The 20576-nt window shown below is 60.2% G+C and carries 21 protein-coding genes; 5 read left to right on the top strand and 16 right to left on the bottom strand.

The window, feature by feature from the left end; translation table 11 throughout:
- Genes F8237_RS21960 through F8237_RS21950 form a run of 3 tightly spaced genes read right to left on the bottom strand, consistent with a single transcriptional unit; the run spans position 1 to position 3354 of the window.
- Positions 1–492: a cupredoxin domain-containing protein gene (locus tag F8237_RS21960; RefSeq protein WP_151647821.1), complete on the bottom strand. Its 492-nt coding sequence runs from the start codon at positions 490–492 to the stop codon at positions 1–3.
- A gap of 47 nt (positions 493–539) precedes the next feature.
- Complete coding sequence (locus F8237_RS21955; protein WP_028132989.1) at positions 540–1895, bottom strand: multicopper oxidase family protein; 1356 nt, start codon at positions 1893–1895, stop codon at positions 540–542.
- 10 nt (positions 1896–1905) lie between these two features.
- On the bottom strand, positions 1906–3354 hold the full coding sequence (locus F8237_RS21950) for a TolC family protein (protein ID WP_151647819.1): 1449 nt from the start codon (positions 3352–3354) through the stop codon (positions 1906–1908).
- A 603-nt stretch (positions 3355–3957) separates the two neighbouring features.
- Between F8237_RS21950 and F8237_RS21940 the strand changes: the two genes are divergently transcribed.
- Positions 3958–4290 (top strand): hypothetical protein, encoded by a 333-nt coding sequence (locus F8237_RS21940; RefSeq protein ID WP_151647817.1) that lies wholly within the window; start codon positions 3958–3960, stop codon positions 4288–4290.
- A gap of 44 nt (positions 4291–4334) precedes the next feature.
- Here the strand turns inward: F8237_RS21940 and F8237_RS21935 are convergent, their stop codons facing one another.
- The 5 genes from F8237_RS21935 to F8237_RS21915 all read right to left on the bottom strand — a co-directional run bounded on the left by F8237_RS21935 (position 4335) and on the right by F8237_RS21915 (position 8928).
- Positions 4335–4664, bottom strand: coding sequence for a hypothetical protein (locus tag F8237_RS21935; protein WP_028132993.1), 330 nt, complete (start codon positions 4662–4664; stop codon positions 4335–4337).
- A 32-nt stretch (positions 4665–4696) separates the two neighbouring features.
- Positions 4697–5473: a cytochrome c3 family protein gene (locus F8237_RS21930; protein ID WP_151647815.1), complete on the bottom strand. Its 777-nt coding sequence runs from the start codon at positions 5471–5473 to the stop codon at positions 4697–4699.
- Positions 5470–6177 (bottom strand): iron reductase, encoded by a 708-nt coding sequence (locus F8237_RS21925; RefSeq protein ID WP_151647813.1) that lies wholly within the window; start codon positions 6175–6177, stop codon positions 5470–5472. The genes F8237_RS21930 and F8237_RS21925 overlap by 4 nt, the downstream gene beginning before the upstream one ends.
- Position 6178: 1 nt before the next feature.
- Positions 6179–7909: a 2Fe-2S iron-sulfur cluster-binding protein gene (locus F8237_RS21920; RefSeq protein ID WP_244625946.1), complete on the bottom strand. Its 1731-nt coding sequence runs from the start codon at positions 7907–7909 to the stop codon at positions 6179–6181.
- Between the two features lie 332 nt (positions 7910–8241).
- On the bottom strand, positions 8242–8928 hold the full coding sequence (locus F8237_RS21915; protein ID WP_151647810.1) for a Spy/CpxP family protein refolding chaperone: 687 nt from the start codon (positions 8926–8928) through the stop codon (positions 8242–8244).
- Between the two features lie 222 nt (positions 8929–9150).
- Here F8237_RS21915 and F8237_RS21910 point away from each other — a divergent pair, with 222 nt between their 5' ends.
- Complete coding sequence (locus F8237_RS21910; protein ID WP_201280140.1) at positions 9151–10887, top strand: DUF3141 domain-containing protein; 1737 nt, start codon at positions 9151–9153, stop codon at positions 10885–10887.
- Here the strand turns inward: F8237_RS21910 and F8237_RS21905 are convergent.
- From F8237_RS21905 to F8237_RS21895, 3 genes are read right to left on the bottom strand one after another with little or no spacing between them, the layout of a single operon-like run.
- Positions 10884–11297, bottom strand: coding sequence for a DUF1622 domain-containing protein (locus F8237_RS21905; protein WP_151647808.1), 414 nt, complete (start codon positions 11295–11297; stop codon positions 10884–10886). The two genes, F8237_RS21910 and F8237_RS21905, sit on opposite strands and share 4 nt — an antisense overlap.
- Positions 11298–11321: 24 nt before the next feature.
- Positions 11322–12560 carry an OpgC domain-containing protein gene (locus F8237_RS21900; protein WP_151647806.1) on the bottom strand — a complete coding sequence of 413 codons (1239 nt, stop codon included), beginning with the start codon at positions 12558–12560 and terminating at the stop codon, positions 11322–11324.
- Positions 12553–13191, bottom strand: a complete 639-nt coding sequence (locus F8237_RS21895; protein ID WP_151647804.1) for a YqaA family protein — start codon at positions 13189–13191, stop codon at positions 12553–12555. Before F8237_RS21895 ends, F8237_RS21900 begins: the two co-directional genes overlap by 8 nt.
- Positions 13192–13988: 797 nt before the next feature.
- Here F8237_RS21895 and F8237_RS21890 point away from each other — a divergent pair.
- Positions 13989–14234 carry a hypothetical protein gene (locus F8237_RS21890; protein WP_151647802.1) on the top strand — a complete coding sequence of 82 codons (246 nt, stop codon included), beginning with the start codon at positions 13989–13991 and terminating at the stop codon, positions 14232–14234.
- A gap of 61 nt (positions 14235–14295) precedes the next feature.
- Here the strand turns inward: F8237_RS21890 and F8237_RS21885 are convergent, their stop codons facing one another.
- Complete coding sequence (locus F8237_RS21885; protein WP_151647800.1) at positions 14296–15660, bottom strand: MBL fold metallo-hydrolase; 1365 nt, start codon at positions 15658–15660, stop codon at positions 14296–14298.
- A gap of 197 nt (positions 15661–15857) precedes the next feature.
- Here F8237_RS21885 and F8237_RS21880 point away from each other — a divergent pair, with 197 nt between their 5' ends.
- Positions 15858–16736, top strand: a complete 879-nt coding sequence (locus tag F8237_RS21880) for an LOG family protein (RefSeq protein WP_151647798.1) — start codon at positions 15858–15860, stop codon at positions 16734–16736.
- Between the two features lie 612 nt (positions 16737–17348).
- Here F8237_RS21880 and F8237_RS21875 read toward each other — a convergent pair.
- The 4 genes from F8237_RS21875 to F8237_RS21860 are packed head-to-tail and all read right to left on the bottom strand — an operon-like array spanning position 17349 to position 19448.
- Entirely contained in the window at positions 17349–18068 is a 720-nt protein-coding gene (locus F8237_RS21875) for an MbcA/ParS/Xre antitoxin family protein (protein WP_201280139.1), read from the bottom strand.
- A gap of 50 nt (positions 18069–18118) precedes the next feature.
- On the bottom strand, positions 18119–18304 hold the full coding sequence (locus F8237_RS21870; protein WP_151647796.1) for a hypothetical protein: 186 nt from the start codon (positions 18302–18304) through the stop codon (positions 18119–18121).
- Entirely contained in the window at positions 18301–19095 is a 795-nt protein-coding gene (locus tag F8237_RS21865; RefSeq protein ID WP_151647794.1) for a GNAT family N-acetyltransferase, read from the bottom strand. The genes F8237_RS21870 and F8237_RS21865 overlap by 4 nt, the downstream gene beginning before the upstream one ends.
- Positions 19096–19097: 2 nt before the next feature.
- Positions 19098–19448, bottom strand: coding sequence for a nucleotidyltransferase family protein (locus tag F8237_RS21860; RefSeq protein ID WP_151647792.1), 351 nt, complete (start codon positions 19446–19448; stop codon positions 19098–19100).
- Between the two features lie 696 nt (positions 19449–20144).
- Here F8237_RS21860 and F8237_RS21855 point away from each other — a divergent pair.
- Positions 20145–20450, top strand: a complete 306-nt coding sequence (locus F8237_RS21855) for a hypothetical protein (protein ID WP_151647790.1) — start codon at positions 20145–20147, stop codon at positions 20448–20450.
- Positions 20451–20576: the final 126 nt, after the last annotated feature.

Raw genomic sequence — 20576 nt, 5'->3', positions numbered from 1 at the left:
TTACTTCACGACGATCTTTCCGATCATGTTGCCCTCGCGGTGACCCGGAATGAGACAGGCGAATTCGAACTCGCCGTCCTTGCTGAATTTCCAGACCAGCTCGCCCGTCGCCTTCGGCGCGAGCCGCTTCGCGTTCGGGTCGTCATGCTCCATGTCCGGATTTTTCCTCATCGCTTCGGCGTGCTTGAGATTCTCCGCCGGGGTCGCGAGTACAAATTCGTGGTCGAGTTCTCCGCTGTTCCGCAGCATGAACTTCACTTGTTCGCCCTTCTTCACCTCGACCCTGTCCGGCACGAAGGCCATCTTGCCGCCGGGCTCGCCCATCGTGATCGGCACGATACGGGCCGGCTTTTTGGGGTCGCCAGGTTCGCCTGCGGAATACGATTGTTCATCGTGTTGGTGCCCATCGTGATGACCGGGGCCGGCCAACGTTGCGGTCGAAAGGGACATCGTCATCGCGACTGCGGCGATCACATTGGTGTAGTTCTTCATCGCTTGTCTTCCTTGCTGGGGTTTCATGCTCGGTGTCTTCAGGCGTCTCATCCCTTCATTCCCTTCATCGGCATCCGATGGCCGCCGTCCGGTCGGCCGTCTTGCCGCGATGGCGCCGTAGCCGGCGTCTCGATTTCGTAGGCAACCGTTCCTTGAGGAAACTTGTACGGACCCGGATCGCTGTAGTCGTCGCGCGCCATGCCTTCACGGATCTTTACGACCGTGAACATGCCGCCCATTTCGATCGGGCCGAACTGTCCGGACCCCGTCATCATGGGCAGCGTATTGTCGGGAAGCGGCATCTCCATTTCGCCCATGGCCATGCCGGTCGACCCCATCGCCATCGAATCCGGGGCGAGCCTCTTCACCGCTTTCGCGATATCTTTCTTCGAGACGCCGATGAGAGTTCTGAGATCGTGCCCCATCGCATTCATCGTGTGATGCGACTTGTGACAGTGGAACGCCCAGTCGCCGGGGTTGTCGGCCAGAACTTCGAAAGCCCGGATCGATCCCACCGGGACATCGATCGTGGTCTCCGGCCACTGTGCGTTCTCCGAAACCCAGCCCCCGTCCGTGCCGCTTACCGAAAAGCTGTGGCCGTGAAGGTGGATCGGATGGTTGGTCATCGTGAGATTGCCGATCCGGACGCGCACGCGATCGCCGAGCCTTACGGGCAAGGGATCGATTCCGGGGAAGACGCGCGCATTCCACGACCACATGTTGAAATTCGTCATCTCGGTGACCTTCGGCACATAGGTCCCCGGGTCCATGTCGTAGCTGCTCATGACGAAGACGAAGTCGCGGTCGACCGGCCGGAAGCGTGGGTCCTTGGGGTGGACCACGAACATTCCCATCATGCCCATCGCCATCTGGACCATTTCGTCCGCGTGCGGGTGGTACATGAAGGTGCCGCTGTGCTTGAGCTCGAACTCGTAGACGAACGTCTTGCCCGGATTGATGTGGGGCTGGGTCAGGCCGCCGACGCCGTCCATGCCGCACGGCAGGATCATGCCGTGCCAATGCACTGTCGTGTATTCCGGCAGCTTGTTCGTGACGAAGATGCGGACCTTGTCGCCTTCGACGGCCTCGATCGTCGGCCCCGGCGTCTGGCCGTTGTAGCCCCAGAGGTGAGCCTTCATGCCGGGTGCGAATTCACGGACGACGGGTTCGGCGACCAGGTGGAATTCCTTCCAATCCCCGTTCATCCGCCAAGGCAGCGACCAGCCGTTGAGGGTCACGACGGGGCGATACTCTCGTCCGCTCGTCGGATAGAGCGGTGGTTGGCTCGTCACCTTGTCTGTCGTCGGCGCCTCGGGAATGCTCGCCGCCTGCACGCGTCCGGAGACCATGCTCGCGCTCGCAAGCGCCGTTGCGGTGCCGAGAAAGTTTCGTCTCGATATCATGCTCATCTCCTCATCCTCCGCTCGCCAACGAATTGGTCGATGGACGGCTCTCTGGTTGATTTTCGGAACGGCCTCCGCCATCGACCGCGCTCCGCAGGTCTGAGTGCGCCAGCCAGAAGTCGCGCCGGGCATCGATCGAAGCGCGCTGCGCGGCGATCCGCAGCTTCGCCTCCGCCAGCAACGCAAAGACGTCGATCTGCATGCTGCCGTAACGGAGTTGCGCTTCATCCGAGATGATGTTCCGCAACGGCACCACCTCTCGCTGGTAGTGGCCGGCGATATCGTAGGTGGAGCGGTAGACCCGATATGCGTCTCGCGCTTCGGAACGCACGTTCACCGCTTTCTCGGTCAGCCGATTGAGGGCGATGTTGTAACTTTCGGCGGACTGGCGGACGCGCACCTCGCCACCATCGAAGATCGGGATCTGCAGCTGAAGATCGAAGCCGCGTTGTCGGAACGGCGTTCCTTCGGGCTCCTTGGTCTTCCGGCTAATGCCGGCGAGATCGAGCAACGTGACGAAGCGCGTCGCCTCCGTCAGATTGAGCGCCTTGGCCAGAAGATCGAGTTCGATGCGAGCCATCTGAAGGTCGACGCGACGACCTACAGCCTCCACTTCGATGTTCGGGAGCGACTTTGGACTGCGGGGTAGTGCAGGCAAAGCCTTGGGGAGCTTGAAATCGACCTGCCCGCCCCAGACGCCGAGCAGTCTTGCCAGCCGTTCCCGTGCGGACGTGGCTTGTTGCCGGGCGGTAGCGAGATCGGCGGTGATTTCCGCGTAGAAGACCTGTTCGCGCGCCTGATCCAACTTGTTCAGACCACCGGTTTGCCCGAGCTTCTCCGCGAGCTGGGCGATGGTCTCGGCCGTCGTCTTCGTGTCGGACAGGAGAGCTGCCAGCTCGCTGGATCCGACTGCCTGGTAGTATGCCCGTCTCACGTCGGCAGCCAGACGCAGTGTCTCCAACGCTGCACGCAGTTGCGCTTCATGGAATCGTCGTCGGGCGATTTCCGAGCGGAACGGCAGCGTCGCCAACGCGAGGATGTCCCCGACGACTTGACGCTCGAACTCGAATCCGCCGTCCCCCGATATGCGGGAAAGGGAAAAGGTGGGATTAGGCGGCAGGCTTTGCTCGATCGCGTCGGCTTCGGCCAGGGCGAGCTCGTTGTAGGCGGCCTGGAGGCCCCGATTGTTTAGCAACGCGATCTGGACCGCGGACTCCACCGACAAGGTCCGGCGTAGGAGCTGCGTCACCAGGGCATCGGCTCGTTCGCCGTCTTCGACGGATCGAACGGCGATCACATCCTTCCTGATCGTATTGGACACGACGTCGGCGACGCCGGACATGCCCGCATCCGGAGAGAATGCGGCGCAGCCCGAAAGCAGCAGCGCGAACGACAGCGCAACGATTCCTGGCCTCGATGTGGAAATGAGCGAGGTACGGTTTGAAGTGGCAAGCTGCATGCCTTCCCCCTACTTTTCGTTCTTCGGCGCAGGTGCCACGCGCTGGTTCTGCTCCCGCCATCCGACCGGCGCCGCTGGCCGGAGACTGACGTAGGGCCTGGTCGTGGGTGCATATCCGACGCGGGCCACCTTGGCCGTCGGGTCTGCTGGATCCGGATTTTTGACGGGCGTCGTGACTGCACAGCCGGCGAGAAGCGGGCAGAGCAGACCGATCAGAATCGCGCGCTTTGCGATCGCGCGCCTAGATTTCATTCGCGAGAATGCATTCGATGCGGCGGCGTCATTCGCCACCATTTGCGCCAACATAGATTTCCCCTGATAAGCACGGACGTACGACTACTCGCGCCCCGAAAAGGAGCGCGACTGCCCATCAATTGCGTGCTTTCAGGCTATTGGCGGCCGATAAAGCGGACCGAGCGCTTCGCCGGCGCAAACGGAGTCCGGCTTGAGTTCGCACCGGGATTGCAGAGGCGCGAACTGGAGGAGTGAAGGCGATTTAGGAGAGACCGCGCTAAGACACAATACGGAGCCGCAGCAATTGCCATGCTGGTCGTCAGAATCGCGATCGACGGGATCGGACGCCGGCGCAACCTCCTGGTGTGAATGGCTCGCTACCTTATCACCACCATGGCTGTGCTGCTGTCCGGACGCACCATGCTCATGGTCGCTGAGGGCATGCTGGTGATCGTGACCGTGCTGGTGGCTATGGCCATGCTGATGATCGTGCGCGTGATCGGCGACCTGAGATCGCTGAACCAACAGTTGGGCGAGATCGGCGGGAAGCGGGACCGCCAGAGAGGGGGTCAGCGAGCCAAGCAGATACGTGATGGCGACAAACCACCCCACCACCTGCGCGCTGGCCTCGTTAGTCTAATCATCCCATTTCCGTCGGTCGAACGCGCGAAATATAGCTCCTATTACGCACCGCGCCAATAGCGGAACGTCATTGCCGGCGATCGGCCAAGCGGGATGTTCCGCAGTCACCGGTTCCTCCTCGGTTTCTTACGGGGCGTGATCCGGGACCCCGCTGCGACACCGGCTTCAGGGTAGACATAGGGCTGAGGAAGAATGTCGATCAATCGTCCCGGGCTGGTCCGCGCCTCGCTGGGCCAGTAGCGTCGGTCCGAGATGGTCACACCGGCGTGAGCATCGACCGCAGCCATGGACACGATCAGCAGCAACGAAAGACACCAAAGTCGCCCCTGCCCAATCGGCATCGCTTCATTGGCGTCGGGCACACTGGCGCTCGGAGCCATGATTTCAACTTTATGATAGCGGCACATACGCCGCACAAAGTTGATCCAGATCAAGAATCGGCTTGAAAGGCGTCGGGCAACTTGAATCAATGGTGCTTGAACCATCCAACACCTTTGATGTCGTTGAACGAGTCGGTGCGGTGGCAAAGGAAGCATTGCTCGACGCTGGCATGTTCCTGTCCCGTGATCGATCGGTCCATCATGACGAAGTGATGCATGTAATGGCTTGGCGGAGCCTGATGGCATTGCGCGCATTCCTTGGAGGTGGGAGACGGATGGAGAAACTGCGGAATACTCCACGAAGCCAGCGCGTGGCAGCCGCCGCATTCGGGCCCAAGCAATCCTCGGTGTGGGTCTCGATTGCTATGGCAACTCGCACATTCGAGATCGGTCTTTTCCGCTTCGTCAGACTTCGGGACTTTCAGGAAATCCTTCAGATCCGAGATCATCTGACCGGTGATCGCGTTCGCCGAAACGTCGCGCTCTCGGGAAAAGCCGCCGATCCGCAGGAGCATTGCGTGATCCATCTTGGTCGGACGGGCGCCACCCGCATGTTCGAGATGACATCCTCGGCACTCTTTGCTCGTCGCGTGGAACGCCGTCGCCTGCTTTCCCAGGTCCGCGGCGGCCGTCGTATGGCAGGCGATGCAGGTGGAAGTCTCGACGCCCCTCACCGGCGTGTGGCAGCTTTCGCACTTGTCCGCCAGGAACGCGTGCTTTTCCGAGAGAGGTCCGGGAACTACTGCATCCCTCCACCCCACAACAGACGACGAGCCGCCTTTGTACAGCGCGGCGGATACCGCTGCCACGCCGGCGACGGCGAGCGTGATGCACACGCTGTAGACGATGGCTCTGAAGCTCACGTGAGCCACCGAAGTCCGTAGTAGACCTCTCCGGCAATATGCAGCGCCAGCATCGCGTACATCGCGATCGCAGCGACTACGTGAACACCGATCCACTGCATGAAGACCTTCTTGATGGCCTCCTGGGATCCGATCGAATATTCGATGTCCGAAATGCCCTCGACGACCTGCAGTATCGGAACCTCCTGCACAGCCGATGCGCTTGCCGGAGGCGCAACGCCGGGATCACCGATCTCACTCTCCGCAAGGGCAAGCGCGGTCCGATCGTAGGCGGCCCGTAGCGTAGCGAGGCGGGATTGTTGTTCGCGGATCTCGGCGGCAGTCTGCGGCAGGTAGTACCGCCCCACGAAGCCGGTCACGACCACGACGAGCATGCTGACGATGAGCGCTATTCCCAGCGGGCTTTGAAACTTGTGTCCCGTATGGAGGAGCCCGAGGAAGGCCGCGACTATCCCGGCGTAGACGTGAAATTCCAACAGCGTGCGCATGGAGACGATACGGCCGAGAAGAGGCTTGAAGCCGCGCACGTACTTCGCAAGGGGGTAGATGAGAAGGAGCACCATCAAGCCGGCTGCTGATGCTCCCAAAGCGAAGCCGGCCAGGCTTCCCGCAAATCTCGGATCGGAGTGGAGAAGAAACGCCGGAGCCAGCAGCAAGAGGCTCGCGAAGACGATATCGACGATCGATCGCTCCCTGCCGCCCATCTCAAGCCTCGACGACCAGATTCCCGACCGACTTCGCCTGGCAGGCCAGTATCATCCCCTCCGCCTTGTCCTCCTCGGTAAGGGCGTCCTGGACTTCCATCGTGACGCTGCCTTCGATGAGGTGGGTCTTGCAGATACCGCAGGTGCCCGCACGGCAGGAATAGTCGATCGAGACGCCGATGGACTCTGCGACTTCAAGTACGCTCTTGTCCGGAGGCAACGGAGCTGCCTTGCCGGACTTGGCAAATCGGATGGAGGCCGTCGCCGGGCCGATCGAAGGCGTCCCGCCCTTGATCTCGGACTCCCCACTTTTGATAACCGTCCGTCCCGGAGGCGGTACGGCGCCGAGTGCGGGTCCGAACGCCTCCGACTTGATTTGCTCCGGCGGTACGCCAAGTTCGACGAGCGTCTTCTTGAGTGCCTGCATCATTCCAGGAGGGCCGCATAGATGGACGCGCCGCTTGGACAGATCGGGGACCGAGCGCGCAAGAAACTCGGCCGTGATCTGGCCCTCGCTCCCCATCCAGGCCGTACCTGCCGCGCGCGCCATGGTGGCGGCAACGTGGAGGTTGTTCATCCTGCGTTGCAGATACTCCAGTTCGTCACGAAAGATGAACTGCTCGGTCGTCTGCGCGCCGTAGACCAGATAGACCTCCCCGGGCCAGGAAATATCGAAGAGATATCTAATCGCTGCCATCAATGGGGTAATACCGACCCCTCCACCGATAAGCACGACGCTGTCTGCCTCCTTGCCGGTGAAAGTGAAGGCCCCGGAAGGCGCCATCACGTCCAACAGATCGCCTTCCTTGATTTCGTCGTGCATGTACTCGGAGAACACGCCTCCATCTTCGCGCTTGATTGTCGTCTCCACGTAGGCCGTCTGAGCCGCAGAGGACGCGATCGTGTAGGATCGTCTGACGGTCTTCGCGTCGATCTGTGCGGAGTAGGTCAGAAACTGGCCCGGCAGGAATTCGAAGGGAATGGCGCCGCCTTGCGGATTCTGGAGCCGAAAGGTCCTAGAACTCGGCGTTTCGTTGAAGATTGCGGAGACCTTCAATTTGCCTTTCCAAACTCCTCTCCGCTTGGGCGCGGAAGGCGTCGCCGCGGCCGGCACGATGATTTCCTCGGTCCGGGAGCCGCCGCCCGCTGCAGGGCCCGCAGCGACAGCGGCCTTCCCTTTCGGCGTATCCGGCATCTGGACTGCGGGTCCAGGTATCAAACCGGACGCAGGCACCGGCACCCTGGTCAATCGATCGACGAGCGCGTTGGCCCGACGCATGCGCACGGCATAGACGGCCAGCATGCCGAACGAGACGATCGCGAGCAGGCCCATCGTGATGACGTGGAACCACGAAACGCCCAGCACTCCGTCGGAGGGAGGATCCTCCGATTGCGAAAGATTCATCTGGCTCTTGAACCAGTTCTGCGCGATCTGCTGCGGAGACTTTCCTTCCTCGAGCGAGCGCAACACGACCACGCCGCTCTGCACCTGGTTGAGGGCCTCCCGAATTTGGCGCGAAGCAAGGTCCGCTTCGATGACCCTCCCTGACGCGAGGGCGTGCCGCAGCGCCATTTCCGCGTTGGCCATGCCATCGATTTCGGCGCCGATGCGCGCGCGTGCCTGAGATTCGAGCTCGCGTCGACGCTCGGCGGACAGAGCGGGCATTTCCATCAGCGACGGATAGAATTCCTTACGCGGGCGCCCCATCATCTCGCCCATCATACCCATCATGCCGGAATTCGACTCGCTCGGCGCTGCTGCGGGCGCCGAGCCTCCCGACGGTGGGCTTGCCATCGGCGCACCGGCGCTTCCCGCATCGGAGCTATTCGGGTGGTGCGCGGAGTGACTATCCCCGCCCTCCGCCAAGCGCCATGCCGAACGTGTCTCGGCAGGCTCGCCAAGTCGGCGTGCATCCCCCGGGGTCAACCCGAGGGATGAGGGCGACGCCGCCAGCCCGGCCGTCGCAAGAAGCGAAGCGCAAAGGATCACCGCTCGCAAAGCAGCGCTACGTCGGGAGGCGAATTTGGGCATCGATACGATCGTCGTTTTCAAGCATGCCTTCGTCAGAACGTCGCGATCAAAGGCAGCAGGATGGAGTCCGCCGTCTGCTTTTGCCCGTCACTGAGCGATCCGTAGAGCCGACTGAAGGCGGTGCGAGCCGATTTGATCGCCTCCAAACGCTCGTTCAGGTGCTGCTCATACCGAACGATGCGGTTGGGCCCCGTCATGTTGTCGTCCATGACAAGCTGCTTTCGCGCCTCCAATAGGTGTTGCCGACTCGAACGCAACGCATCGGCCAAGAGATTCCAGTCGGTCAATTGCTTGTCGTTGATCTGCAACTCGGTTTTGAGGAAAGCGATACGACCTTCCAACCGCTCGGTGACGTCCATGGGACCGCTCGCCGAGACACCCGCTCCCATGCCGCTGCCGGACGGTAACATCCGATTGTGCATTCGCTCCATCATCTGCATCATCTGCATCATGCCGGAGTCCTGCTGCTGGCCCGGCATCTGACCTGGCCCCTGCATCTTCATCTTGTCGTCTGCCGACCCGCCGCTCGCAGCGCCGGGCTGGGCCATGTTTCCCATGCTCGAAGGGTTCGACGAATCGGACTTCATCTTCATGTCGTCCATCATCGCGAGCCGCTCACGTCCATTCGCAGCGACTTCGGCCGACGCCAGCCCAACCGAAACAAGACTCATGACGATGATCGTCGCCGCAGTCCCCATGAACCTTTTCGCAGTCACCATAATCTCCTCCAACTTTCAGTCAGACAAATGTCGACCGCCTCCCTAACCAACTCGAGTGCGACTAATCTTGAGGTAGATCAACAACGCGGTTGATAGCTTCGCGTGTTACGCTGCACTGTCTGATATAGACGCGCGACCCGTCAAAAAATTACACTCGTCTCGCGACAGCGACTTCGCTATTAGCATCGAACCTTCGAAGCGATCTGATTTCAGGAACAGTCGATGCACGCCGCCACCAACTCGCAGCTCGCAACACCCAAAGACTTGCTCGGCGACGATCCAACGCGCCCAGCCCGCTCGCCGGAAGGCGGCGATGCGCTGCAAGCATACGCTCGAGATCTGCTAGAGCGCTCGATCCTGTTCTGGGACACGCTTCGGCAACGAGCGGACAACCTGATCGAACACGAACGGCAAGGATCTCCGCCCCTGCTCGACTTCCGCTTCGAGACGATCGTTGACGCTCGCCAGTTCGTACGCCCCGTCAACTACGTGCTGCTTCGCATCCTCGATGAAAATGTGGACACCGGATCGGAGGCGAAACCGCCTGTGGTGGTCTTGGATCCGAGGGCAGGACATGGACCCGGCATCGGCGGATTCAAACAGGACTCCGAGGTCGGCATCGCGCTGGCGGAGGGCCATCCGGTCTATTTCGTATCCTTCTTCCCTCAGCCGTGTCGCGGCCAGACTCTCGCCGACGTCTTGCACGCACTTCGGCGCTTCGTCGAGGCGGTGAGCACCCGGCATCCGGGGCAACCACCAATACTGTACGGAAATTGCCAGGCCGGTTGGGCGGTGACCCTGCTTTCCGCGGACTGCAGCGGTCTCGTCGGCCCCGCGGTACTCAACGGCTCCCCGCTCTCATATTGGTCGGGCGAAGCCGGCGTGAATCCGATTCGGCTCGCAGCGGGATTCAACGGCGGAGCCTGGCTCGCACACCTCGTTGCCGATCTCAGCGATGGAAGGTTCGACGGCGCGTGGCTTGCCCAGAACTTCGAGAGCCTGAAGCCCGAGGCGCAGTGGGAGAAATACGTCCAACTGTTCACGCATATCGATCGAGAACGCGAACGCTTTCTCGAATTCGAACGCTGGTGGGGTAGCTTCTTCTTCCTGAGCAGGGAAGAAATTCTGGCGATCGTCGAAAACCTCTTCATAGGCAACCAGCTTGAGGGTGGCCGCTTCCGCATTTGCGAGCATTGCGTTGCCGATCTGCGCCGTATACGGAACCCGCTGGTCGTGTTCGCGTCCTACGGCGACAACATCACGCCGCCGCATCAGGCGCTCGGCTGGATTCCCATCGTGTATCCGACGACCGGAGATTTGATCGAGGCCGGCCAACGTATCGTCTATTTGACGAACCCGCACGTGGGTCATCTTGGGATCTTCGTCTCCGGCAAAGTCGCCCAACGCGAACATCGCGCCATTCTCGCCAGCCTGCCGGAAATCGAAGGCCTAGCGCCCGGTCTGTATGAAATGAAAATCGAGGATCGCGACCCCTCGGACAGCCCGTCGAATCTACCCTTTGCAGTGCGGTTTGAATCCCGGAAGGTCGAAGATCTCAAGTTTCCTCGTCCGGATCCCGCCTTCGCGCGCATCGCAGACTTCTCTGCAATGAGTGAAAGCATCTACGGCGCCTTCTTCAGCCCTCTCGTTCGGGCGAGCTCCAATCCCTTCTTGGCGGAAACCGCCAAATGGCTTCACCCGATGCGGATGAGTCGATATGTCTTTTCGGCGTCCTTTTCGCCTTGGCTTTACGGCCTGCCAAGCCTTGCGAAGGCGATCCGTGACGACCGCTCGCCCCTTTCAGACGACAATCCCTACCTCAAGAGCGAGCGCACCCTCTTCGGTCTCGTCACCACGCTGATCCAGACGGCCCGATCGAATCGGGACGCCTCTTTGGAGCGCATGTTCCAGGTCCTGTATGGGATACCAACCTCCCGCGACACCGGATCGTCGCCCTAGAGCTCCGCCCCATCCGCCTCATCGGCGGCCGGCTTGCGCCGCTGCCAAGGCAGCCGACCTTCGATCTCGATCTGAAGGGAGAAGCTTAAGAACGTACGGATCACGATGATTACCGCGAGAATTCCGAGTCGATCGAACGACGGTACGATCGCGACCATTCCGATGATATCTGCGGCGATCAGGAACTCCAACCCGAGCAAAATGCCTCGACCAAGGTTCGCCCGGTACGACCGAAATGCATCGACAAATGCTCCCTGCCGCATTTCGCGAAGCGCAAACGCCGTCGCAGTCACGACGCCGCCCACGATTACCAGCACTCCAAGCAGTTCGATTGCGGATGCGGTCCCATGAAGGCCGTGCAGGATCGCGCCCTGCGTCTGGTCGGCGAAGATTCGCTCGGAAGTTATCATGCCGACCTCAAAGCAAACCGAACGTCACGATTCGACATTGCCGCCCGATGAATTCGATCTTTGGCCGGACGACAAGCTCTTGTCGACCTGCTTTGACCAGGTTCGATAGTACGCAATCATCGTCAGGATCCACAGGCCCACGCCTCCGACCAGGAGCTGGGCCAACAAGCCTTCCGAACCGAAGTCCAGAACGAAATGGGCGATGAAGGACAGGAACAGCCCTACGCAGAACACGGGCAGAGATTGCTGCCCGCACCTGATCAGCGGCTTAAGGATGGGCCATTGAAGGCCGGGCCAATCGACGGGAATCAGCGATATGCCGATGAATACCAGGCTGGCCAAATGCGCGACTCGGTAGGGAGCAAGATTGGTCTTGTCGTTTGGAATGAACATTCCGGCGGCGACCTCGGGAATGTAACGTTGCAGTTCCGGGATTCGCTCTGCCAGCGAGACCATCAGGGCAAACAGAAGAAACGCGACGCTCAGAGCCAGGATGATGGGCGACCGAAGTAGGGCACTGCACGCGGCGGCTCCTCCAAGAGCAAGCCACGCACCGGCGACGAAAAGCAACTGCCATGTGAGCGGGTTGAAGTACCAGACCCCCGAGGGATAAGACGCAAAATTCCAGTCGTAGTGACGCGCAGCGAGGTACAGCGCGATCGAACCGATCATAACGGCGTTGCGCCATCTGAGCATGAACCACAGCACAATCGGGAATGCCGCCATCAGCACGATATAGAGTGGCAAGACGTCCAGGTTGAGCGGCTTGAACTTCAGCAGGAAGCCTTGCGTGAGGGTTTCGACCGGGAAGTCCATCAGCAGCTTGACATTGAACTGGTCCATCAAGTGCGGCGTATCGAACTTGTGCGCGAAATAGTGCACCGATGTCAGATATGCGAAGAACAATAGGAGATGAGCGACGTAGAGCTGCCACACCCGACGAAGGAGCCTGGTCGCGCCTATCACGAAGCCGTGCTCCATCATGATCCTGCCGAACACGAACGTCGCGGTGTAGCCGGAGATCAGCACGAACAAATCGGCGCCGTCGCTGAAGCCGTAGTTTCGCGTCGTAAACCACGCCAGGATCGAATCGGGAATGTGGCCCAGGAAGATCAGCCAATTCGCGAGACCCCGAAACAGGTCCAGTCGGAGATCTCTCTGCGGTTTCGGCAGCCCGAACCTTAGGGTCGTCGCCTCCCGGAAGCGCTCCTGTATGAAGATGGCAATCTGTAGCGTCCAGCCTCCAGTCTTTTCGTCAGCCAATCCTAGCTTCCTCACTTCTTTCGCTGCCGGCCCCGCGCACCGACGGAGAGACGATCGGCGTTCTCCCTTCGCGGCTCGCCGTCAGGCTGGCAGCGATCCAGCCGTGTTCGGTGAAAAAGCGCAGAGCCAATGGGAACCGCGTGGCCAAATACGCGTAGGCCAAATACTTGATAATCTTGCCGACAAGGATGGCGACGAAGACGTCCGCGATTGGCAGCCGATAGATTCCCGCTACCGCAAGCATGGGCAACTTGGGGAAAGGCAACGGCAAAGCCATCAGCCCGAATATCGCCATTAGACCGTATCTCGATAGCCAATCGGTAGCTTGCAGCCAGGCTTGCGAGCCTGCGAGGTCCGGAAAACGGGCGAGCAAGAGATTCCAGCCGAAGTGATGAAATGCGAGATAAAGACCGAGCGAAGCGATCGCGCTTCCCACCGCGGCGATCGAAGCGATCAACATCCATCTGCGTTGATTGGCCAATGAAGCAGCGACGACCAGCCACTCCACGGGCACGCTCATCGACAACGCGGAGATAAATGCCGTCAGCCCGACCAACGGAACGAACGACCTGCGCTCGGCTCGGGCGAGCACCATAGCGACAACCTTATGCGTCGTCGCGTGAACGATCATCTTCCCTCCGGTGAGCGAACCTTTGCGAAGCGGATTCGCTCAGGACGTTTGGAAGCGATTCCCGCCCTCGCCTCCGCTATACGGCGCGTGGTATCGGCGCAGGAGTAGATGGTCGATGTTAGGCTCATACGGATTCAGGATGTCTCGGCTGCCGGAACGTGAGATGGCAACGCGAATCGACGATGTTGATGTTGATTCGGCAGCGCCCAATAAGGATCAATTTTCGACTAGCCACATTATGCACCATCTTAATGCTCGAACTCTGTCGTCGCGCGAGTGTTATCCCCGCTGCGACGACAGAGTATGCCCGACAGTCCGGGGCTTATCTTGAGCTGCCGGGCGAGCGAGTGCAGCGGTCCGGATCGTCGTTACGCTGCGGGCGTACGATGATCCAATTCGGCGTTGCGGCCATTGCGCCTTTCCTATCCTCGAAATATCGATGGCCGATCGCAATGCCGACAGACCGCTTGTGAACGGACTTGACCACTCTCAGATGCGCAGCCGATCGCCAAGAAAAACTTTTTGCTCCGATCGGCGTAATGAATCGACACGTCGTTCGTCGCAAACGATGCTGAGCTGAAGTCTTTGCGAGAAAGAATTTGAACGAACTCTGTAAGAATACATCGCCTCTTGCGTCACGTCTCCGCGCCTTCAATTTGTGCATCGACTAGATCATCCACACGACGATTGTTGATCTCGCTCAACTACTCCGACCGATGTTCGCGCTGCATTGTCTCCGCTTCAGACATCTGGTTTGATCGCTTGCGATCATCATCAAGACCGAACAGGAGAATCATATGAACGCGCGCAAGTTGCTCGTGGCCACCACCGTTTTGTCCTTCGCCATCGTCCCCGCCATGGCACAAACGACTCCATCGAACGATGGTGGTCACCACTATTCGGGCGGACCGAAGACGGAATCGCATCACATGGGCAAGAAGCCAAGCACAGGGTCGAAGAGCAAATCCGGCGGCAGCCATCACTACGGCGGAGGTCCCAAGACGGATGTGCCGCATCACATGGGCCCCAAGAAGGATCAGTGATCGGAGGGCAGTGATCCTTCGGTCCGAAGACGTCGGATCACTGCCGTCGGTCGGGATTGGTTCAAGCCAACAGAGCTTCCTGACCCTGCTCCGGAACGAGACTGGTCCAACCGAGTTCGGCCGAAACTCGCGCCTGTAGCGCCTTCGAGGCTTGCAGCTCACCGTGAGTGATGTACGTCGCCTTTGGAGCGCCTCCGATGCTCTTCAGCCACGTCAGGATCTCGTTCGCGTCGGCGTGCGCAGACAGAGCTTCTATGTTACGGACCTCCGCAGCGACAGGCACATCCTCTCCGTGGATACGGACTGACTTCGCTCCCGACGTCATCGCGGCCCCTCGAGTGCCCTCGGCCTGATAGCCTGCGAACAGGATCGTATTTTTCTGATACGGCGCGAAACGCTTCAAGTGATGAAGCACCCGGCCGCCGGTAGCCATTCCGCTCGCGGAAATGATGACCTTGGGAATCGGGCTGCTGCCAAGGCGCTTCGAATCCTCGACCGAGCGGATATAGGTCGCGACGGCGCATGTCCTGCGGCATTCCTCATGCGTGAGCTTGTGATCCGATTTGAACCTGCAGAAGATATCGCTGGCGTCGACCGCCATCGGACTGTCCAGGAAGATCGGCACGTTGGTAAGCCCTCCGGCCGATTTGATGCGTTCGAAGTAGTGGAGGAGCACCTGGACCCGACCGACCGCGAAGGCCGGAATGACCACCGTGCCGCCTCTTTTGGTCGTCGTTGCGACGATTTCCTCAAGTTCGCGCTGAGGATCGATGGTCGGATGAGAGCGGTCTCCGTATGTCGATTCGACGATAAGGTAGTCGGACCGCGTAGGGGCTTCCGGCCGCAACATGATAGGATCGTCTTGCCGCCCCAGATCCCCCGAGAAGACGATCGACGTTCGATTCCACTCCAGCTCGACCGATGCTGCACCTAGGATGTGCCCCGCGTGTCGGAGCATTGTGCGTCCTCCGCCAGGCAGGGAATGTTCGCGGCGAAACGAGATCGGCCTCAGTAGCCGCAGCGCAGCTTCGGCATCCTTCACGCCGTAGAGAGGAAGGGCCGGCTTGTGTCTCGAGAACCCATGCTTGTTGGCAAACAGTGCGTCCTGCTCCTGGATGTGGCCCGAATCGCGCAGCAGTACCTCGCAGAGTCCGGCGGTCGCCTCCGAACAGACGATCGGACCCGCGAAGCCCTGCTTCACCAGCAGCGGCAGTGCGCCCGAATGATCCAGGTGGGCATGAGTAAGGACGACGGCCGAAATGCTCTCTGGGTGGACGGGGAAGCTTGTCCAATTCATTTCTCGGAGAGCCCGCTTTCCTTGAAAGAGGCCGCAATCGACAAGAATGCGATGCGATCCGGAGTCCAGAAGATACTTGGAGCCTGTAACGGTCCCTGCCCCACCCAAGAAAGACAATCTTAGAGTCATTCGGTCCCCCCTTCGTTTCCTTGCCCTTGGCCCATTCGCGGGCTCGACCGCAGTTTCGTTCGTGCCTTGGCGGCTCGAACACCTACGACCGCGTTTGCGGGAATATACGAACGGATTCCGCGAGTTCGTTGACGTAACTCAAGAATTGCGATTGGAGGACAGAATAGAAGGCAACGAGCAGTGGCATAGGTGCAGCAATGGAAGACAAGCCGACAAGGTCGACTGAGAACTCGTCGACTTCCAACGCGGAGCAGATCCGTTCGCCGGCCTATTCGCTGGCTGCGCTCGATCAGGATTTTCTGCTGCGCGATTCCATGCGCGGCATGCGTTTCATGCTGGAGTACGCCAAGGCTGAGGAGTACTTGAGGTCTTGGGGGGTGCGCTCCACCATCGTCGTCTTTGGTTCTGCGCGGGTGCGAAAGGACGGACCCGAACCGCACTCGCGATGGTATCGGGAAGCTCGCGCCTTCGCGCGCCTGGCTTCAGAGCGTGGCGGCGCCTTGACCTCGAACGGCGGCATCCGGGACAACGTCATCGCGACCGGCGGCGGTCCCGGTATCATGGAAGCTGCAAACCGTGGTGCATCGGATGCGGGAGCACCTTCCATCGGGTTCAACATCACTCTTCCCAATGAGCAGCAACCCAACCCCTACTCCACGCCCGCCCTGACGCTCCGATTTCACTACTTCGCGATGCGAAAGATGCACCTCGCCATGCGCGCCAATGCGCTCGTCGCATTCCCCGGCGGTTTCGGCACCCTCGACGAGCTGTTCGAGATCCTTACGCTGAGGCAGACGGAGAAGTCGCCCGCCATTCCCATCGTGCTATTCGACGAGCACTACTGGCGGTCTGCCATCAACTTCGAGGCGCTGATCGAAAGCGGCACGATCGACAGATCAGACTGCGACCTTTTTCGGTTCGCGGAGACCGCAGAGGATATCTGGGCGAAACTGCTTGCGTGCGGTCTCGGCATTCCGGGCCTCTCTTGCCAGAACTCGCAGTTCAGCCGGGTGACTGCCAACCGACCCATAGAACGTCCGCTGGAGGCGAATCTACGTCCCCTCCCGGAAGTATAGTACGTCCGCGATCGCCGTGAGGGCAGGTTCCAATTGTCCCACAGGCCGCTGGACAATTGGCCGAGCTGCCAGCGCCTAGGCGCGCTAGATCGGCCTGGTGCACCCTCGGACGACGGTTTGGCCGTCGTCACCGGCAGAAAGAAGGCCTAGAGCCGTCCTTCGAATTTCCGGCTATTCGGATTTGAGTGTGGAGTTCCCGCTTGGACGAGGTTTGGCCGAACTTTGGGTGGCGTCGATCAGGGCTTAGTGCGGCGGCAAGTAGCGTTCTGTTCAGTCCGCGGCCAAGCCGCGCATCGACTCACCGTCCTTCATGAAGGAGTCCGGACCCATGACCACCGCCCTCGTGGCCGAGAAGCCCAGCCACGCGACTCAGGGACTTCGGCCTGCTCGATAGCGAAGGCGATAGATACCGGTCGCTCTGGTCGATCTCCGAGAGAGGCCGCCATTTCCTCGACCTTCTGCATCCCGGCTGCCGGGACCCGGACCTGCCGTTCCGGATCGAGGAGTGGTCGCGGCTGCCGTGCGAGGAGGCCTATCCGAAGGTCGCGGGAAGAGCTCTCCTTCGACGCGTCGCTCATCCTAGCTTTTTGTCTTGAGAACATCCGATCATGGTCATCCAGGTACCACTCCTGATGCCCGCTCAGTCGCCCGTTGCGCCGCTCGCTCTCTTACCTCCTCGACGCGTTGCGGTGTCATGTTCGTCCACCCCTTCAAATGAAATTTGGTCACTGCTTCCCGCCACGCCTTGAACAACGAGGAATCGGTAACGGCAAGTTCGGTTGGAGCGTCGCTAGAGACAAGCCGAGCCACCTCCGCAAGCAGGTCCCAGTCCCGAGCCACCGCGGCATCGGCCATCTTCCCCTTCAAAAGGACGTCAAGCGCCTCCACGTGCAGCGAGCGCGCCGTGCGGACTGGAAAAACATTTCGATTGGCATCCAAGGCGCAGAGCACTTCTCTAACGGCGGCCAAGCCATCCTCGTCGCGAGCCGCGACTGCCAGCGGACGTCGGCCATCGAATGCCTCGTTGGGATGAGAAAGCCAGGCGTTGGCCAAGATGGCGTCTCCAAACACATCCTTGGATTCGGCAACGATCTCTTCTCGACGCCGACGTTTTTGCTCCGCCAAAGACTGGTCGACCGGATCGGCCTCCCTTCGCTCTTGATGGTCTTGGACGAGAATACCTACCATCATTGAGGGGCTCGCCATCGTCGAACCAGTCAACTTCTTATCAGTCGTCATGTCCGTAACCGCGACCGAGATGAGACCACTTTCAGGGGTCTCAATTTCAACCTTGTAGATTTCGGTTATCGTCGACGAGTCCATGTCATCCATGATCGGCTTCGCAAAGACACGGGTCATCCGTCCCTTATGCATGACGGGCTTCACCGCAGCGAAGGTTCAGATTCTTTCTCGGGGTGCAGCGCTTCGATCGTTTCGTCGGATAATCCGGCAATTACGACGGCCCGTTTTGCGGCGGCTATAAAAACCTCGTCCGGGACGGGGATGAGCTTGATGAAGTCTTCCCGTTCTTTGGATTCGGCTTCGGACCCGTATTTCACTGAATTCATTGTTCTCTCCCCACGTATTTTCTGAAGATCTCCATCGTCTCCGGGTCATCCAGCTCGAACGTGCCGTACCACTGCTCTTGTGTTTCGAGTAGCAGCGCCTGGCCCAGCGGCACCTTTTCCGGAAGACCGGTATCCTTGTTGAAATTCACGATGCTATTGACCGGGTCGCGCCAACTCGCGACTTCGCGGATAAGTTTGGGCTGCTCCCCGTCGAGGACTTCGCGATACGACCGCATGGAGGCCGGGGAAATCTCTGCGGCTGCCATTTTTAGGCGTCGGCCCGCTTCGGTTCTAACATTCCTCATCCAGGCAGTACGATCGGGCACGAACCCAAATCTCGCCCAGGCATATCGTCCGATATCCTGTGCTTCGATTGTGATCGTGTTTATGCCCATTCTACCGGCGGTATCAATCAGATCGGCCATGAGCATGCGCCCCTTGCCCTTTTGTCTGTCCACGCTCGGGATGAGCATCCGCTGCGCTTCGAACAGAGGGCCGCTGAGATCCAGTTTGCGTTGGGTCCACCAGGCTTCGCCGCTATCGCTCGGGAATCCCTTGACGCGAACGACGAACGATCCCGCCCTCGGATCAAGATCCGCGATCGTTATGGTCTTGTCGCCGGTCGCGCTGGCGGAAAGGAGTTCTCCAAGATCGTCGGGATACAGGCCGTGCGGTGCGTAGATATGATCCCGCCACCAGTCTATCGCGGCATCCGACAGAGGAGGATCGAACGACAAAAAATTCGATCCGGAAAACCGGTCTCTGTCGAAGTTGTTGAGAGCGTCCCACATGATCAAAGCCCCCGAACAGACGAAACCACAGATCGAGTGTCTGCGTTGCGCTCGGCAGCCTCCGGAATGGACGCCAAATCGGCTTTGACATTCGTCGCGACGTCGACCGAAAGGAAGCCTTCGGTCAGCACCTCGACCTTGCAGCCAAGCAGCTCTTCGAGCTCAATCTCGACCCGCGCCATGTCGTAAAGAGTGGTGCCTGGCGGCGCCTCCACCAGGACGTCCAGATCGCTGTCCTCGGTGTCCTCGCCGCGCGCGGCCGAGCCGAACAGCTTCGCATTGCGCATGCCTGCGCGTTCCAGGATCTCGCGAGCCTGGTCGCCGTGCTCGGCAATCGAAGTCGATGGTCTCATCGAACCGGCCTTTTCCGCGATATTCCGTTGGAGGCGGTCCACCCGCCTCGGGAATTCCGCTTAGAAATATAAGCAGCCGGACGGTAACGCGAAAGAGCGCCGAGCAGCCCCTGCCGACGATCGTTACTCTTTCAGCTTGTATTTGTCGTTCAGCCACCCCTAGAGCAATCCCTCGACCACCCTGGACACGTTCGTCTTACGCCGAATCGCCCTGACCTTGGCTTCCTCGATCGTCGCTTCGTCGACAAGTATCTGCAAAGGCGCCTTGCCCGCGGGCGCGCGTGGGCCGCTCCTGACCTTCGTCGCCCTTTTTGCCACGCCATCACCTCTGACTGGTCCATCTTAACCATGATGCAAGCCGCCGTCACATCGGCAACGGCTGCTCAGCACGCGAGCACATGTGCGCCCTTGACGGGGAGCCCTCACCTGGCGATTCCTGTCGGAAAGGGATTTCAAAAATTACGGAATGCTCCGTGCCGTCGCCCTCCACCCTGAAAGGGCCGATGGCGATCGAAATCGCCCGTCAGGGCAAGTTGATTTATCCGGAAAGTGTAGCCCGTCTCGCACCTCGGTGGGGTTCGGTCATCACGGCTTGCCCAGGGTCGCGATCGCATCGTCGTCGCGGAGGCCGCGCTTCGGTCCGGTCGCATATCGACGCGACGCAGGATCCGATCGTGAACCTCCAGAGGCTCTCCAATGTCGCGCCGGCGCGACATCATCCTCGTTTCGATCGTGGCGCCGAACGCCGCCTTGATGGCCGAAAACGCGGGCATCATCTCGCGAGCGGAAGCATCAGCTTTCGCCATCCCGAAGAGCGTCTTGATAGGCACGACGAGCTCGGCCGGCCTCATCAGAAATTCGCTGTCTTCCCGCGGCGCGCGGGCAGACATACCGGGCTCAGGGCCTCGGCGGCGCGAAATCCTCACCCACCCCACCGAGCGCCTCCTCGTCGATGGCAGCCAGTTTCCAGCAGCCGCGTTCGGAAGCATAGTACGTCTGTGATCGCGGTCCGAGGCGCAAATGCCGTAATTTCTGACTTGGCCAGCTCTTCGCCTTTTGCCGGCGTCCGAGCTACTGAATGACCATGCGATCGAAGATGGAATTCGCCTATCAGGTCCCTGTTACTCA

Origin of the sequence: Bradyrhizobium betae (assembly GCF_008932115.1) — a bacterium.
Taxonomy (GTDB): Bacteria; Pseudomonadota; Alphaproteobacteria; order Rhizobiales; family Xanthobacteraceae; genus Bradyrhizobium; species Bradyrhizobium betae.
The sequence above is the reverse complement of the archived record's forward strand: the minus strand, read 5'-3'. Positions and strand labels throughout refer to the sequence as shown.

Coding starts and splice junctions, on each gene's coding strand:
- F8237_RS21960 (WP_151647821.1), bottom strand. CDS start 492: ATGAAGAACTACACCAATGTGATCGCCGCAGTCGCGATGACGATGTCC.
- F8237_RS21955 (WP_028132989.1), bottom strand. CDS start 1,895: ATGATATCGAGACGAAACTTTCTCGGCACCGCAACGGCGCTTGCGAGC.
- F8237_RS21950 (WP_151647819.1), bottom strand. CDS start 3,354: ATGCAGCTTGCCACTTCAAACCGTACCTCGCTCATTTCCACATCGAGG.
- F8237_RS21940 (WP_151647817.1), top strand. CDS start 3,958: ATGGCTCGCTACCTTATCACCACCATGGCTGTGCTGCTGTCCGGACGC.
- F8237_RS21925 (WP_151647813.1), bottom strand. CDS start 6,177: ATGGGCGGCAGGGAGCGATCGATCGTCGATATCGTCTTCGCGAGCCTC.
- F8237_RS21920 (WP_244625946.1), bottom strand. CDS start 7,909: ATGATGGGTATGATGGGCGAGATGATGGGGCGCCCGCGTAAGGAATTC.
- F8237_RS21915 (WP_151647810.1), bottom strand. CDS start 8,928: ATGGTGACTGCGAAAAGGTTCATGGGGACTGCGGCGACGATCATCGTC.
- F8237_RS21910 (WP_201280140.1), top strand. CDS start 9,151: ATGCACGCCGCCACCAACTCGCAGCTCGCAACACCCAAAGACTTGCTC.
- F8237_RS21905 (WP_151647808.1), bottom strand. CDS start 11,297: ATGATAACTTCCGAGCGAATCTTCGCCGACCAGACGCAGGGCGCGATC.
- F8237_RS21895 (WP_151647804.1), bottom strand. CDS start 13,191: ATGATCGTTCACGCGACGACGCATAAGGTTGTCGCTATGGTGCTCGCC.
- F8237_RS21890 (WP_151647802.1), top strand. CDS start 13,989: ATGAACGCGCGCAAGTTGCTCGTGGCCACCACCGTTTTGTCCTTCGCC.
- F8237_RS21885 (WP_151647800.1), bottom strand. CDS start 15,660: ATGACTCTAAGATTGTCTTTCTTGGGTGGGGCAGGGACCGTTACAGGC.
- F8237_RS21880 (WP_151647798.1), top strand. CDS start 15,858: ATGGAAGACAAGCCGACAAGGTCGACTGAGAACTCGTCGACTTCCAAC.
- F8237_RS21875 (WP_201280139.1), bottom strand. CDS start 18,068: ATGGATGACATGGACTCGTCGACGATAACCGAAATCTACAAGGTTGAA.
- F8237_RS21870 (WP_151647796.1), bottom strand. CDS start 18,304: ATGAATTCAGTGAAATACGGGTCCGAAGCCGAATCCAAAGAACGGGAA.
- F8237_RS21865 (WP_151647794.1), bottom strand. CDS start 19,095: ATGTGGGACGCTCTCAACAACTTCGACAGAGACCGGTTTTCCGGATCG.
- F8237_RS21860 (WP_151647792.1), bottom strand. CDS start 19,448: ATGAGACCATCGACTTCGATTGCCGAGCACGGCGACCAGGCTCGCGAG.
- F8237_RS21855 (WP_151647790.1), top strand. CDS start 20,145: ATGTCGCGCCGGCGCGACATCATCCTCGTTTCGATCGTGGCGCCGAAC.